This window comes from Chitinophaga alhagiae (assembly GCF_003568665.1).
Taxonomy (GTDB): domain Bacteria; phylum Bacteroidota; class Bacteroidia; order Chitinophagales; family Chitinophagaceae; genus Chitinophaga; species Chitinophaga alhagiae.
This window is the reverse complement of sequence record NZ_QXMH01000004.1, coordinates 449,742-462,701: the sequence shown is the minus strand read 5'-3', so window position 1 is coordinate 462,701 and position 12,960 is coordinate 449,742. Positions and strand designations below refer to the sequence as shown.

General features: G+C 53.5%; 18 protein-coding genes. 15 read left to right on the top strand and 3 right to left on the bottom strand.

The features are described 5' to 3' along the window. The first annotated feature begins 80 nt into the window (after positions 1-80). Both D3A97_RS21055 and D3A97_RS21050 read left to right on the top strand, forming a co-directional pair. The gene (locus tag D3A97_RS21055) at positions 81-1,532 is read left to right on the top strand and encodes a phytoene desaturase family protein (protein ID WP_119080516.1); all 1,452 of its coding nucleotides are present in this window, start codon (positions 81-83) and stop codon (positions 1,530-1,532) included. A gap of 65 nt (positions 1,533-1,597) precedes the next feature. Then, positions 1,598-2,422, top strand: coding sequence for a hypothetical protein (locus D3A97_RS21050; protein ID WP_157986669.1), 825 nt, complete (start codon positions 1,598-1,600; stop codon positions 2,420-2,422). A 9-nt stretch (positions 2,423-2,431) separates the two neighbouring features. Here the strand turns inward: D3A97_RS21050 and D3A97_RS21045 are convergent, their stop codons facing one another. Beyond that, positions 2,432-2,929, bottom strand: coding sequence for a heme-binding domain-containing protein (locus D3A97_RS21045; RefSeq protein ID WP_119080514.1), 498 nt, complete (start codon positions 2,927-2,929; stop codon positions 2,432-2,434). A 52-nt stretch (positions 2,930-2,981) separates the two neighbouring features. Further along, a complete protein-coding gene (locus D3A97_RS21040) occupies positions 2,982-3,707 on the bottom strand; it encodes a YggS family pyridoxal phosphate-dependent enzyme (protein WP_119080513.1) in 726 nt (241 codons plus the stop codon). On the opposite strand from D3A97_RS21040, the gene D3A97_RS21035 reads away from it, so the two are divergent. The 10 genes from D3A97_RS21035 to D3A97_RS20990 all read left to right on the top strand — a co-directional run bounded on the left by D3A97_RS21035 (position 3,706) and on the right by D3A97_RS20990 (position 9,937). Beyond that, on the top strand, positions 3,706-4,116 hold the full coding sequence (locus D3A97_RS21035; RefSeq protein WP_232826037.1) for an Ada metal-binding domain-containing protein: 411 nt from the start codon (positions 3,706-3,708) through the stop codon (positions 4,114-4,116). The two genes, D3A97_RS21040 and D3A97_RS21035, sit on opposite strands and share 2 nt — an antisense overlap. A 44-nt stretch (positions 4,117-4,160) precedes the next feature. Then, on the top strand, positions 4,161-4,781 hold the full coding sequence (locus D3A97_RS21030; protein WP_157986668.1) for a methylated-DNA--[protein]-cysteine S-methyltransferase: 621 nt from the start codon (positions 4,161-4,163) through the stop codon (positions 4,779-4,781). Between the two features lie 174 nt (positions 4,782-4,955). After that, positions 4,956-5,807 (top strand): methylated-DNA--[protein]-cysteine S-methyltransferase, encoded by an 852-nt coding sequence (locus D3A97_RS21025; RefSeq protein ID WP_119080511.1) that lies wholly within the window; start codon positions 4,956-4,958, stop codon positions 5,805-5,807. Between the two features lie 12 nt (positions 5,808-5,819). Next, complete coding sequence (locus D3A97_RS21020; protein ID WP_119080510.1) at positions 5,820-6,533, top strand: 2OG-Fe(II) oxygenase; 714 nt, start codon at positions 5,820-5,822, stop codon at positions 6,531-6,533. A gap of 26 nt (positions 6,534-6,559) precedes the next feature. Beyond that, positions 6,560-7,423, top strand: coding sequence for an ATP-grasp domain-containing protein (locus tag D3A97_RS21015; protein ID WP_157986667.1), 864 nt, complete (start codon positions 6,560-6,562; stop codon positions 7,421-7,423). Next, on the top strand, positions 7,420-8,016 hold the full coding sequence (locus tag D3A97_RS21010) for an alpha-ketoglutarate-dependent dioxygenase AlkB family protein (RefSeq protein WP_232826036.1): 597 nt from the start codon (positions 7,420-7,422) through the stop codon (positions 8,014-8,016). Before D3A97_RS21015 ends, D3A97_RS21010 begins: the two co-directional genes overlap by 4 nt. A 147-nt stretch (positions 8,017-8,163) precedes the next feature. Continuing rightward, positions 8,164-8,487, top strand: coding sequence for an ArsR/SmtB family transcription factor (locus tag D3A97_RS21005; RefSeq protein WP_119080508.1), 324 nt, complete (start codon positions 8,164-8,166; stop codon positions 8,485-8,487). A 6-nt stretch (positions 8,488-8,493) separates the two neighbouring features. Continuing rightward, positions 8,494-8,961 (top strand): SRPBCC family protein, encoded by a 468-nt coding sequence (locus D3A97_RS21000; protein WP_119080507.1) that lies wholly within the window; start codon positions 8,494-8,496, stop codon positions 8,959-8,961. A gap of 6 nt (positions 8,962-8,967) precedes the next feature. Continuing rightward, positions 8,968-9,345 (top strand): DoxX family protein, encoded by a 378-nt coding sequence (locus tag D3A97_RS20995; RefSeq protein ID WP_119080506.1) that lies wholly within the window; start codon positions 8,968-8,970, stop codon positions 9,343-9,345. Positions 9,346-9,358: 13 nt separating this feature from the next. After that, complete coding sequence (locus tag D3A97_RS20990; RefSeq protein WP_119080505.1) at positions 9,359-9,937, top strand: YdeI/OmpD-associated family protein; 579 nt, start codon at positions 9,359-9,361, stop codon at positions 9,935-9,937. 88 nt (positions 9,938-10,025) lie between these two features. Here the strand turns inward: D3A97_RS20990 and D3A97_RS20985 are convergent, their stop codons facing one another. After that, positions 10,026-10,469, bottom strand: a complete 444-nt coding sequence (locus D3A97_RS20985; RefSeq protein WP_119080504.1) for a YMGG-like glycine zipper-containing protein — start codon at positions 10,467-10,469, stop codon at positions 10,026-10,028. A gap of 168 nt (positions 10,470-10,637) precedes the next feature. Here D3A97_RS20985 and D3A97_RS20980 point away from each other — a divergent pair, with 168 nt between their 5' ends. The 3 genes from D3A97_RS20980 (at position 10,638) to D3A97_RS20970 (ending at position 12,915) form a co-directional block, all read left to right on the top strand. After that, complete coding sequence (locus D3A97_RS20980; protein WP_119080503.1) at positions 10,638-10,844, top strand: helix-hairpin-helix domain-containing protein; 207 nt, start codon at positions 10,638-10,640, stop codon at positions 10,842-10,844. 151 nt (positions 10,845-10,995) lie between these two features. Then, positions 10,996-12,015 carry a nucleoside hydrolase gene (locus D3A97_RS20975; protein WP_119080502.1) on the top strand — a complete coding sequence of 340 codons (1,020 nt, stop codon included), beginning with the start codon at positions 10,996-10,998 and terminating at the stop codon, positions 12,013-12,015. Positions 12,016-12,168: 153 nt separating this feature from the next. Beyond that, entirely contained in the window at positions 12,169-12,915 is a 747-nt protein-coding gene (locus tag D3A97_RS20970) for a hypothetical protein (RefSeq protein WP_157986666.1), read from the top strand. Positions 12,916-12,960 lie beyond the last annotated feature (45 nt).

Genomic DNA, 12,960 nt, shown 5'->3' with positions numbered 1-12,960 from the left:
GGCCTTTCATCCTACCCGCTATCCCAGCTGTTTTTGTGTTCAGACCTGAACGCAAAAACAGATTGATGTATATTTAGCCAATGGAACAGCGGGATTTTGACGCCATTGTAGTAGGCTCCGGCCCTAACGGCCTCTCGGCCGCCATTACCCTGCAGCAGCAAGGCTTGCGGGTATTGGTGCTGGAAGCAAAAGATACCATCGGCGGAGGCCTCCGCACGGCAGAGCTGACGCTGCCCGGTTTCCTGCACGATGTCTGTTCCGCTATCCATCCCCTCGCCGCCACCTCACCGTTCTTCCAAAGCCTGCCGTTGACGGACTTTGGACTGGAGTACCTGTATCCCGCCATAGCCGCTGCGCATCCGTTTGATGACGGCCACGCCGCCGTACTGAGCAGCAACATGCCCGAAACCCTTGCCACGCTGGGGGCGGATGCCGATGCTTATCAATCGTTGCTGGAACCTTTTATAGAAAGCTGGCCGCAGATCGTGAACGATGCGCTGGGCCCATTCCATTTTCCCGCACACCCGCTGAAAATGGCGGCCTTCGGCCTGAAGGCGCTGCAACCAGTTACTACGCTGGTGAAACGTTTTAACGGCGCTTACGTAAAAGGCCTGCTGGGCGGTATGGCCGCGCATGCCACGCAGCCGCTAGAGAACATGGCCACTTCAGCCATTGCGCTGGTATTGTCTGTTGTAGGCCACCGGCATGGCTGGCCGTTGCCCAAAGGCGGCTCGCAGCAAATAGCCGGCGCACTGGCGGCATACTTCACGTCACTGGGGGGGAAGATCGAAACAAACAACTACGTGCGGAACCTGCGGCAGCTGCCTTCCCATCATGCACTGCTGCTGGATGTTACGCCTAAACAATTCCTTGAACTGGCGGGCCATAAGATCTCCGGTATCTACAAATGGCAGCTTGAAAAATACCGCTACGGCATGGGCGTGTTCAAGATAGACTGGGCATTGTCCGAAGCCGTTCCGTTCACCGCCGCGGCCTGCCGCCAGGCGGGTACCGTACACATCGGCAATACGCTGGAAGAAATGGCCGCTTCAGAAGTGCTTTCCCACCGCGGTGTGCATGCAGACAAGCCGTTCGTTCTGCTGGCGCAGCAAAGTATTGCAGACAGCAGTCGCGCCCCGGCAGGGCAGCACACGGCCTGGGCCTACTGCCACGTGCCGCATGGTTCGGAAAAAGACATGACCGATGCCATAGAGCAGCAGGTAGAACGTTTTGCGCCCGGTTTCCGGGATACCATCCTGGCGCGGCATACCTTTAATGCACAAGCGCTGCAGGCGTATAACCCGAACTACATCGGCGGGGATATTGGCGGCGGCATCATGGATGCCCGGCAGTTATACACCCGCCCCGCAATTAAGCTGAACCCTTACAGCACCCCGGCCAAGGGCATCTACTTCTGTTCTTCCTCCACACCACCCGGCGGCGGGGTACATGGCATGTGCGGCTACCATGCGGCGCGCAAGGCGCTGAAAGATATTTTCGGTATCAGGGTTTCGCTGGGAACGCCTGCGTAGGAGGCTTGTAAAAACTACTGAAACGAGTATCAAAAAAATGCGCGTCCCCGGTTAACTTTAGTAGCATGAAAACCTGCTACCTGATACTATCCGCATGCGCATTGATGGCCACTGCCGGGTGTATGAAAGACCGGGAAGGCCCTGAACCGCCCACCCGCCCGCAATGGTTGATCAGCCGTATGGTACAGATCACCGAGTACTATGGCGGCAACCCGCTCCCCGGCGATCCGCCGTTTTCGCGCTCCAAGCTCCTTTGGGAGATCAGCTATAACAGTTATTACAAACCCGTTACCCGGCATACTTACGTCAGCGCCGCCCGGAACGACACGGTCAACCTGCGTTTGTCTTCCGTAGACTCACTGGTGTACGACGGGCAGTTCCGCGTGAAAGAAGTGTATACAACGGAAGCGGGAGGTACGGTCTACGCCAGAACATACCATTACGAAGGCAATGACACCCTTCCTTTCAGCATAACGTACGGCACCGGGCAAACATTGTATACGTATGGCCCGGATACCGTAAGGGTCATATTCGAGAACCCGAAATCCGGGCTTGATACCACCTGGTATGTTTATGAGAACGATAACCTGAAACGTTCCATCACTCCGCTGTATACAACGGAAATATATGATGAGTATGACAACGGCCCGGTGATAGAAAGCTGTATGAACCTGCAGTTGTCAGGCATTTTCAATCTCCCGTTCCATATGAACGGCACGCCGCGCCTGTCAAAAGGTAACTGGGGCGTGAACCTGTTCATGGACCAGGTACATCGGAGCGTATTGTACAATGAGCAGGGGCTGCCGGTGGCCTCCACCGCCGCGGTGTACGTGCCCAGTGTGGAGCGTTACAGATCCCGCTTCGAGTACATTGCTACGCAGGCAAACTAGGAGTGGTGCTTACGGTCTTTTTTTTCGTACCAGGCTATCTGCCGGGTACCGCGCCCGCATGGTATCCTTGATGCTTTCGCACCAGTTCACCAGCAGCTTCCTTTCCGCGTCTGTGAGTGTGGCATTGGTATGAATAATGGTATAGGAGTTGAGAGGCATTTCCTTTTCATTCACCATTTCTACGGTCTCTTCCAGTTTGTGGAACTGGCGGGCGAGGGGATAGGCGGTAAATTCGGAAAAGTTGAGGTGGCGCTTACCGTCATTCACATGTTTGGCCAGCCACCAGGCTACCGGCTGTACAGATGCATACCAGGGATATGTGGTATTGTTGCTGTGGCAGTCGTTACAGGCTTTGCCGAGAATGGTACTGACTTCCGCGGGTACGGCGTAGGCGGTGGAAATATCGTTGGCGGAGGGAACGGCGGCCGTGTTCCTGGCAGGCCTGAAGAATTGTATCACTACAAGTATGGCCAGCAAAGCCCAGCCCAGTGTTTTCCATACTTTCATAAGTAAGCGGTTTGCCGGCTAATGTAGTGATAAACTTTTATTGTTGCATGTTTTAATGTTGCGCCCCGCTTTCGTTCCATACTTCTTTCCCCGGTACCCTGTTCCCGAATACGGCGGTGCCTATACGTACCAGGGTAGCTCCTTCTTCAATGGCCATTTCCATATCCCCGCTCATGCCCATGGAGAGCCCCAGCGGGCCGGCAATGCCCTCGCGCAGCAGCTGGTTTCGCACCAGGCGCAGCTTGCGCAATGAAGGGCGCCGGTATTCCGGGTCCGCGTCCAGCAGGCCGATGGTCATCAGCCCCTTGAGGCGCAGGGTGTTAAAGTGTTGCAGGGCCAGGATGAAAGGCAGGGCCTCTTCCGGGGGGATGCCGAACTTGCTGCTTTCTTCAGAGGTGTTGACCTGTACATAGATGTCTATAGTGCGGTTTTCGGCTTCCAGCCGCTTGTGCAGTTGCTCCGCAATGCTGAGGCGGTCTATAGACTGGATGCAGGTGGCGTATTTGAGTACGTCTTTTATTTTATTGCTTTGCAGGTGGCCAATGAAATGCCGCTCTACGGGCAGTCCCTGCAAGGCGGCATCTTTGTCCCGCAGCTCCTGTACCTTGTTTTCCCCTATAAGCCTTTCACCCGCTTCAATGGCTATGCGGATGCTTGCCGCCGGTACCGTTTTGGTGGCCAGCAGCAGCTGCACTTCTTCCGGGTTGCGCCCGCAGGCCTGGCAGGCGCGCCGGATGCTATCCCTTACGCGGGCAATGTTCTGCTGAATGTTTTGCATGGTTGACGAACGTGAGCCGCAAAGATCCGGTGCTTCTTCCGCATTCCGGTCATCCAGTTGCAGGAAAAAACCGGAATACTGGCCCATCTGCCGCAAGATACGGGTTGGCGCTGCCGCGCTGCGGCCGTACTTTGCGGGTATGTACCATCATTTGCAACTGGGCCATACCGATTTTTCGCGCAGCCGCCAGCTGGCGCTGCTGGTGCGTTCCGGCGCCGTCACGCTGGGCGGGTATAAAAAGGCGCGCATATACGGCACGCTGCGCTGCAGTGCCGGCCAACGCATGAAAACGGCTAACAGGGTGTTTTTTAAAGACGAAGCAGAAGCGCTGGCGCATGGCTACCGCCCCTGCGCCGCATGCCTGCCCGAAAAATACCGCCGCTGGAAAAACGCGCAAGAAACGGGTTGATCAGGGCGGCGGTTGCGCCTAATTTTGTTTTAAAAAGAAAGATCATGCAAACCATCACACAAGACCTGCATCCCGCCGCTATCAGAGCGCGAATGACGAACCTCCCGCAGGATGCCCGCAGGCAGCATCAGCCAGCTGTTACCATCCGGGAGCTGAAAAAAGAAGAACTGCCTGGCCTCCCCATTCATTATGGCGTGTACAACACCGCCATCGGTGAAATACTGCTGGCCGCCACACCGCAGGGCATCTGCTATGCGGGGTTCACCAACGGGTACCGGGAGCTGGCGCTGACAGATCTGGGGCGCCGCCTCACCGGCGCCGCTTTTAGCAAACAGGAAGACGTGTTCCACCAACAGGCGTTGCAATGGCTGAACCACCCGGGCCGCACCCGGCAGCCGCTGCGCCTGCACCTGAAAGGCACGCCTTTCCAGTTAAGCATCTGGCAAAAGTTGCTGGCCATTCCCTCCGGCGCTGTTACTACTTATGCGCAATTAGCCGGCAGCTCGCAAATGGCACGGGCCGCAGGTACCGCCGTGGGAGACAATCCCGTGTGCTTCCTGGTGCCCTGCCACCGCGTAGTACGCAGCAATGGGAAGTTTGACGGCTATTTCTGGGGCACGGAGCGCAAAAAGCAATTGCTGGCCATGGAAGCGCAACGGCGGTAACGGGCGCGGCTATAACATGGCTGGAAATGGCTACCGGCCGGGGCGGCCAGCTTGCAGCAACAACACGGTTCCCACTTCGACCGCCGCCTTACAACACCACCACCACAGCAAGAAACGGGTTTCCAAACCCGCCATTCACCGGTAATTTTGCCGTATATTTAAACATCAACGATCATGGAAACGCAACAGGAACTGGATTACAGGAGAATAGCGGAAGCCATCGGGTTTTTCAGGGAAAACTTCAAGGCCCAGCCCAAACTGGAAGAAGTGGCGGAACACGTACACCTCAGCCCGTTCCATTTCCAGCGCATGTTCCAGCAGTGGGCGGGCGTAACGCCCAAGCAGTTCCTGCAATACCTCAGTGTGGAACATGCCAAGGAAATACTCAAAACCACCGGCGCCTCCCTGTTCGATACCGCTTTTGAGACCGGTCTTTCCGGCACCGGCCGCCTGTACGACCTCTTTGTGAAAATAGAAGGCATGACGCCGGGCGAATACAAGAACGGCGGCGCCTCTCTGCAGATCAACTATTCATTTGCCGATACGCCCTTCGGTACGGTCATCGTAGCATCTACAGGCAAAGGCATCTGCCACATGGCATTTGCGGATGAAGGAGAAGGCCCCGCGCTGGCGCAGCTCAAACGCATGTTCCCTAACGCCGGCTACCACCAGCGGGTAGATATGATACAACAAAACGCGTTGTTCGTATTCAGCCAGGACTGGAGCCGGCTGGAAGAGATCAGGCTGCACCTCAAAGGCACGGATTTCCAGATCAAAGTATGGGAAACCCTGTTGAAAATACCACCCGGCGGCCTTACCACGTATGCGGACCTGGCCCGCAAGGCCGGTCATGAGGGCGCTTTCCGCGCCGCCGGTACCGCCGTGGGCAACAATCCCGTGGCCTTTCTCATACCCTGCCACCGCGTTATCAAAGCCAGCGGCGAAATAGGGGAATACCACTGGGGCGGCGTCAGGAAAAACGCCATCATAGGCTGGGAAGCCGCCCGCCGCCATCGTACAGCATAAAATCATTACATCATGAAAACGGTCAAAGAACGCATCGCAGCACAAAACTGGGAGCAGATCGCCATGCAGTTGCATGAACAGGGATTTGCCATTGTACCCCAAATATTGTGCAAGCAGGAGTGCGAACAATTGATAGCAGATTACCAGGAAAGCGAGAACTACCGCAAAACTATCAGCATGGAACGTTACCGCTTCGGCAGCGGGGAGTATAAATATTTCCGTTACCCGCTTCCCAACCTCATTACGGAACTGCGGGAAAATGTATACCCATACATTGCGCCTGTTGCCAACCGCTGGATGGAGGAACTGGGCCTGGATACCCGTTTCCCCGCCACACATGCCGGCATGAAGAAGTTGTGCGCGGACAAAGGGCAAACAAAGCCCAACGTACTCATCCTCAAATACGGCGCAGGCGGTTTCAACACGCTGCACCAGGACCTTTACGGGGAAGTGTACTTCCCGATGCAGATGGTGTTTGTACTCAACCAGGCCAATGAAGACTTTACCGGCGGCGAATTTGTGATCACGGAACAAATACCCCGCGCCCAGTCAAAAGCCAATGTGCTAACGCCCGGCAGGGGAGACATGCTGCTCTTCACTACCAGCTTCCGGCCCGCCAGGGGCAGCAGGGGGTACTACCGCGTCAATATGAAACACGGCGTGAGCCCGCTGCATAGCGGCGAACGCCACAGCATGGGCATTATTTTTCATGACGCATTAAGTTGATAACTTGCAGGCAAAAGGAACAAAGCATGGCAAAAAGAATAGCCCTGGTTACCTGTGAGGCCCAGGCAACGGAACATGACGGCGAAGACGCCCAACTGCAGGCATGGTTACAAGGAAAAGGCCTGGAAGTGAACAGGGAAGTGTGGAGCAACCCGCAAACAGACTGGAAAAGCTACCACCTGGTGGTGCTTAAATCCACCTGGGATTACCACGAGCAGGCGGCGGCGTTCCATGGGTGGCTGCGCTCTCTGCAGGCGGCCGGTGTGGCCGTGCAAAACCCTGCAGATACGGTCATCTGGAACAGCAATAAAAAATACCTGCCGGAAATTGCGGATAGCGGGCTGCCTGTTATACCCACCGCGTTGCTGCCGCAAGGGAGCCTGCCCGGGCTGGAAACGTTCTTCAACCGGTGGAACACGGCACAGATAGTGATCAAGCCCAGTATCAGCGCGGGCGCCAGGAATACCTTGCTGTTGCGGCGGGAAGAAGCGGTAGCGGAAGAAGATAAACTGTACATCATGTTGCAGGCGGAGGACTACCTGGTGCAGCCCTACCTGCCGGAAGTGGAACAGGGAGAATGGTCATTCCTCTTCTTCGGCGGGCGGTTCAGTCATAGCTTGTTGAAAGTGCCGAAGGCAGGAGACTTCAGGGTGCAGCACATTCACGGCGGTACCTATGCGCCAGCCGGTGCCGGCGCTGTATTTGAAGAAAAAGCCGCCGTTTATGTACAGCAGTTCGCCAAAGACACGCTCTATGCACGTGTAGACGGTATTATCAGGAACAACGAATTTTACCTGATGGAGCTGGAGCTGATAGAGCCTTATCTTTTTCTCAGCACCACCCCGGATGGTTTCGATAACTATTACAAGGCGCTGGCCTCAAAATTATGATAGACCTCTTTTCGGAATACGGCAGCAATCTTTTACCCCGCAACGGCGAAGTGAATTACTATGGCCCGGTACTGCCGGATGCAGACCACTACCTTCAGGCCTTGCTTCACATCATTCCCTGGCAGCATGATCAGGTGTTTGTGGCCGGTGAGCTGCGCAGCACCAAAAGGAAAGTAGCCTGGTATGGCAACGAACGCTACCGCTACACCTATTCCGGCGTAACCCGCGAGGCCCTTCCCTGGACGCGGGAGCTACTTGAGCTGAAAACCGTAGTAGAGCACAAACTGGGTGCCGTATTCAATTCATGCCTGCTCAACCTGTACGGCAACGGCGCGGAAGGCATGGCCTGGCATAGTGACGATGAGGCCGCCCTGGGCCGCAACACCACTATTGCCTCCGTGAGCCTGGGCGCGGAGCGGAAGTTCTTGCTGCGGCATAAAACCAGCGGGGAAACCGTGTCTGTACTGTTGCAGCATGGCAGCCTGCTGGTGATGCGCGGGGAAACACAGGCCTTCTGGCGGCACAGCATACCCAAATCAGCCACTATACACGCTCCGCGCGTGAACCTCACCTTCCGCACCATTGTACCTTAAATGTCTGTCAGCTTGCCGGCCAGCGGCGTTCCCGATTCTATATTCACAGACAAAACAACGGCATGTCCCGCCGGTTTCAAAAAAAATCAAAGAAATATTTGCGTAGTTAAATGGCTACATGTATATTTGTAGTCAAATAGCTACGCAATGAATCTGAGAAGAGACGTTTTCCAGGCCATAGCAGACCCTACAAGGAGGGCCATACTGGTGCTGGTAGCCTCACAGGCCATGACGGCGGGGGCCATTGCCTCCAATTTTGATACGGCACGGCCAACCGTATCCAAACACCTGCAGATATTGACCGAATGCGAATTGCTGAAGCAGGAGCAGAACGGCCGCGAAATATACTATCACCTCAACCCAAAAAAGATGAAAGAAATAGCGGACTTCATTGAACCTTTCCGCCAGTTGTGGGATGACCGGTTCAATAAACTGGAGAGTATCATGAAAAACTATAAACCTAAAAAATAAGCCCATATGGAAATGAAAACAAAGATCCATGCCGAGAATGGCCGGCACGACCTGGTGATCACCCGGGATTTTGACCTGCCGGTAGCGCTGCTTTTCAAAGCATACACAGAACCTGAGATACTGGAGCAATGGATGGGAACAAAGGTGCTGAAGCTGGAGAACAAAAGGCACGGCGGCTGGCAGTTCCAGACATCGGACGATAAAGGGAACGTGTTATTCGGCGCTCATGGCGCCATCCATGAATTTATCCCCGAAAAGAAGATCACCCGTACGTTTGAAATGGACAATGCGCCGTTTGACGTAACGCTGGAGTTCCTGGAATTTGAAAAATTGACGGACAATACCAGCAAGCTCACCATCCACACCATATACAGAACACCGGAGCTTCGTGATCAGAACCTGCAGCTGCCCTTCAAACAAGGCATCAACATGGCGCACGCTCAACTGGAAAAAATTGTTGGCAAACTTAAATAAAACCGTATGTCAAAGAGAAACAAAATAATATACTGGATCGCTACCATATGGCTGGCATTGGGTATGGTCTCCACCGGCCTGGTGCAATTGCTCCGGGTAAAAGAAGAAACGGATTTTATTATAAATTTGGGTTACCCGGTCTATTTGCTGACCCTGCTGGGCATCTGCAAAATTCTGGGTGCTGTGGTAGTGCTTATTCCCAGGTATCCTTTGCTGAAAGAATGGGCATACGCAGGCTTTTTCTTTGTAATGTCAGGGGCCATCTTTTCGCATTTCGCAACAGGAGACATGAACAAAATGTTCCCCGCGTTGCTGTTGCTGGCGCTGACGGTAATATCCTGGTATTTCAGGCCCCCTGGCCGGAAAGCCGTATTAGCTGGTTAATAAATGTAACGCTATGAATCCCAAAGTTGATTTCTTCTTTAACAAAGCCAAACAGTGGAAGGAAGAGCTGGAGCTTTTGAGGCAGATCGCGCTGGATTGCCAGCTGACCGAAGAATTGAAATGGGGCTGCCCCTGTTACACCTACGAGAAAAGTAACATCGTTCTGATTCATGCCTTCAAGGATTATTGTGCGTACCTGTTTTTTAAGGGCGCCTTGCTGAAAGATCCCAAAGGCATCCTGATACAGCAAACGGAGAATGTGCAATCCGCCCGCCAGATCCGTTTCACCAGCGCCAGCGAAATAAAGAAGCTGGCGCCCGCGCTCAAAAAATACATTTTTGAAGCGGTTGAAGTGGAGGAATCCGGCGCAAAAGTGGAAATGAGAAAAACGGCGGATTACCCCGTGCCGGAAGAATTTCAAAACAAGCTGGATAAAATGCCGGCGCTGAAAAAGGCTTTTGAAGCGTTGACGCCGGGTAGGCAGCGGGGGTATCTTTTCCATTTCAATTCAGCCAGGCAGCCCAAGACGCGGGAGGCAAGGGTGGAGAAGTATGTGCAGCAGATATTGGAGGGGAAGGGGCTGGATGATTAAACATCTGCCGTTGCAGTGAAAATAAAAGCGCCCTCCAAAATGGAAGGCGCCTGGGTTGTCAAACGATTTATAATTACACCTGTGTTATCTATTGTTGTGCCTGTTTTTTCTTCACCTGCTTGTCTACAATAGCCCCTGTACCAGCGCCTACACCGGCGCCAATGATGGTACCGATAGCAGCGCCTTTCACACGGTCTTTATTGACGATGGCCCCGGTAATGGCGCCTGCACCTGCGCCAACAACGGCGCCCTTGGCAGTATGGCTCCATTTCTTCTTGGCCGGAGCGGGAGCAGCTGCGGTTTCCGTTACGGGAGCCGCGGCGGTATTTTCATGGCTGTTGAAAGAAGCCGCTTTGGTGCGGTTAGCCTTTACAGCGTTCATGGAGTCAATTACATGCTGTTTTGCGGCCGCAATAGCATTCATAGAGTCTATAGTGGCCTTTCTTGCACTTTCAATAGCTGCAGTGTCCGCGTTGCCGCCACAGGAGGCCAGTATGCTAACTGCTGCTAATGCTGTCAATAACTGTTTCATGGTTAAAATTTTTAGATTTATCGCATCCGGCTGGATATTTGCAGAAACCGTGCCAATTTATTAAATCCTTTACTGTAGCTGGTTTGGGTGTTTCTTGGACAATAAATAGGAGCAGGTGGCAGGGGGGCGGCCCGTTGGTTTTAATCTTCAAAATCCCGAAATTGGAGCATGAAGAAGATCACAGATATAGGAGATTTCCCCAAGGGGCTTTCGCAGCCGGCCTTGCGTGCATTGGCTGCGGCCAGCCTTACCAGCCTTCAACAACTCACCGCTGTTACGGAAAAAGAAGTGGCCAACCTGCATGGTATGGGGCCGAAAGGGGTGAACCTGCTTCGGGAAGCCTTGGCGGCGAAAGATTGGAAGTTTAAAAAATAGACAGCTGGATTTCAGAGAAAGAGTGTATACATATGTTTGGTTATCAATTTTTTAGATGTTTGAAAGCATCTCTTAGCCTGCAGGTTTTCTCTTAAAAATGGCTGGTTAATCACTCATAGAAAGTATATTTTAGCCCAAACATTCAAACCCTATGATGAAAACAATATTCCACGTCTCCTTCGCGGCATTGCTGCTGCTAACAGATATACCCCTCCAAGCGCAAACAGGACCGGTACCGGTCATCTTTGATACGGACATGGGGAATGATGTAGATGATGTGTTGGCCCTGTCCATGCTGTACACGTACCATAAAGCCCGGAGAGCTGACCTGAAGGCCGTTACCATCAGTAAGGGCCATCCTTACGCCGTTACGTTCACAGACCTGATGAACCGCACCTACGGCCTTGGGCACATACCCCTGGGTTACGTAGGCAACAACGGCCCCACGCCGGAGCCGGGAAGGTACAATATGCAAACAGTGAAGTACACGGAAGAAGGACGGCCGTTCTTTACCTATGATTCCACGTTGGCGGAAAAAGTACCGGAGGCCTATAAATTGCAGCGTAAGGTGCTCGCAGCCTCGCCGGATACGTCTGTAGTGATGGTAGTGGTAGGTTTCTCCACCAATATTGCCCGACTGCTGCAGTCAGGGGCCGATGAATTTTCACCGCTGGGCGGCCGGGCGCTGGTGGCCAAAAAAGTGAAGGCATTATACATGATGGCCGGTATGTTCGGGCCTCAGCCGTTCCCGGAGTATAATGTGGTGAAAGATATTGCTGCGGCCCGCACGGTGTTTGAGCAATGGCCGGGCCGGATCATTGCGAGTGGATGGGAAGTAGGTTCCCGCCTGCATTTCCGCGCCCGCTCACTATCTTATTATTATCCGCAGTTGTGGGAGCACCCGTTAGTGAACGCCTATTTTCACTACATGAAAATGCCCTATAACCGGGAAACCTGGGACCTCACCAGCGTATTGCATGCCATAGAGCCGGAGAGAAGATATTTCCGGGAGTCTGCGCCGGGCACTATCCGTATTGAGGCAGACGGGAAGAGCGTTTTTACTGAATCAGCCGGTGGTAATCACCGCATTATGCTGTTGGAGGAGGCAAAGATAAAGCCGGTACTTAAGCGGTTTGAGGAAACGGCGGGCGGGATATATGGAAAATATTGACCGGCTGTATCTATGAAATGTGGCCGGGTTTACTTACTTTGATATTTTATGTTTACTCCATTGTACAAATCCGCGGCATGCCTTGCCACCATCTGCCTCCTCAATTATATCTGCCCCGGAAACAGTGGGCATGCTGATACGGTTGTCCGCCTCATGCACACAGATATGGTGACCATTGTACATGGACAGGATTCCATGCTGGAAGCAGAACATCAATGGTTCAAATTTACCAGTGGGGGAAATGGCGTAACAAAATGCGAGTTGTTCATGCAATCCCGCGTGAAACAGAAAAACGGGCGGATGCTTTTTTTCTTCAGTACGGAAAGGCTGGCAGATACCAACCAGGTTAACAAAAAACTCATCGGCATTTTCCGGCAAATACCGCTGGAGTTTGCCGGCGGGCATAACGAGCAGCCGGTAGTGCTGCTGAACTACCATCAGCTGGAAGACCGTATCCGGCAAGATGTTGCGTTAGGCCGTTCGCCTGCCGCCAGGTTTTACCTGGATAGTAACGCGGTAAAAAAAATGATCGGTAACTTTTTCATGGCAGACGCAAAGAGCTACCTGCTGAAAGAGAAAGACACGCTGAAAGGACTGGCGTTCCCTGTTGCCCTCCAGGTAACAGAAAACAATACAAGGCAGGTGGCAGACAGTATTTATGTAGATGTTGCGATGGTGTACAACAAGGAAGAGAATATGATAGGAAAAAGAAAAGTTCGCGTATCTGGCCGGGTCACGCGGCATTTGTGGGCGGATAAAAACAGCGGCTTGTTCTATTCAGCCGTTTTACAGCAACGCGTGCGCTGCCGCTTCCCTGAAAATAGCGATAGCATGACCATAGTCAGCACCAAAAGGATCGTAAGGATCTATGAGGCGCGGCAGGGAAGGCGGGCGGAATAAAAAAACGCCGGCCCGTAAAAGGCCGGCGCTGGTACCCGCGGAGCG

Excerpts from the sequence above, each read along its gene's own strand:
- D3A97_RS21055 (WP_119080516.1), top strand. The coding sequence starts at position 81 with ATGGAACAGCGGGATTTTGACGCCATTGTAGTAGGCTCCGGCCCTAAC.
- D3A97_RS21050 (WP_157986669.1), top strand. The coding sequence starts at position 1,598 with ATGAAAACCTGCTACCTGATACTATCCGCATGCGCATTGATGGCCACT.
- D3A97_RS21045 (WP_119080514.1), bottom strand. The coding sequence starts at position 2,929 with ATGAAAGTATGGAAAACACTGGGCTGGGCTTTGCTGGCCATACTTGTA.
- D3A97_RS21035 (WP_232826037.1), top strand. The coding sequence starts at position 3,706 with ATGGTTGACGAACGTGAGCCGCAAAGATCCGGTGCTTCTTCCGCATTC.
- D3A97_RS21040 (WP_119080513.1), bottom strand. The coding sequence starts at position 3,707 with ATGCAAAACATTCAGCAGAACATTGCCCGCGTAAGGGATAGCATCCGG.
- D3A97_RS21030 (WP_157986668.1), top strand. The coding sequence starts at position 4,161 with ATGCAAACCATCACACAAGACCTGCATCCCGCCGCTATCAGAGCGCGA.
- D3A97_RS21025 (WP_119080511.1), top strand. The coding sequence starts at position 4,956 with ATGGAAACGCAACAGGAACTGGATTACAGGAGAATAGCGGAAGCCATC.
- D3A97_RS21020 (WP_119080510.1), top strand. The coding sequence starts at position 5,820 with ATGAAAACGGTCAAAGAACGCATCGCAGCACAAAACTGGGAGCAGATC.
- D3A97_RS21015 (WP_157986667.1), top strand. The coding sequence starts at position 6,560 with ATGGCAAAAAGAATAGCCCTGGTTACCTGTGAGGCCCAGGCAACGGAA.
- D3A97_RS21010 (WP_232826036.1), top strand. The coding sequence starts at position 7,420 with ATGATAGACCTCTTTTCGGAATACGGCAGCAATCTTTTACCCCGCAAC.
- D3A97_RS21005 (WP_119080508.1), top strand. The coding sequence starts at position 8,164 with ATGAATCTGAGAAGAGACGTTTTCCAGGCCATAGCAGACCCTACAAGG.
- D3A97_RS21000 (WP_119080507.1), top strand. The coding sequence starts at position 8,494 with ATGGAAATGAAAACAAAGATCCATGCCGAGAATGGCCGGCACGACCTG.
- D3A97_RS20995 (WP_119080506.1), top strand. The coding sequence starts at position 8,968 with ATGTCAAAGAGAAACAAAATAATATACTGGATCGCTACCATATGGCTG.
- D3A97_RS20990 (WP_119080505.1), top strand. The coding sequence starts at position 9,359 with ATGAATCCCAAAGTTGATTTCTTCTTTAACAAAGCCAAACAGTGGAAG.
- D3A97_RS20985 (WP_119080504.1), bottom strand. The coding sequence starts at position 10,469 with ATGAAACAGTTATTGACAGCATTAGCAGCAGTTAGCATACTGGCCTCC.
- D3A97_RS20980 (WP_119080503.1), top strand. The coding sequence starts at position 10,638 with ATGAAGAAGATCACAGATATAGGAGATTTCCCCAAGGGGCTTTCGCAG.
- D3A97_RS20975 (WP_119080502.1), top strand. The coding sequence starts at position 10,996 with ATGATGAAAACAATATTCCACGTCTCCTTCGCGGCATTGCTGCTGCTA.
- D3A97_RS20970 (WP_157986666.1), top strand. The coding sequence starts at position 12,169 with ATGCACACAGATATGGTGACCATTGTACATGGACAGGATTCCATGCTG.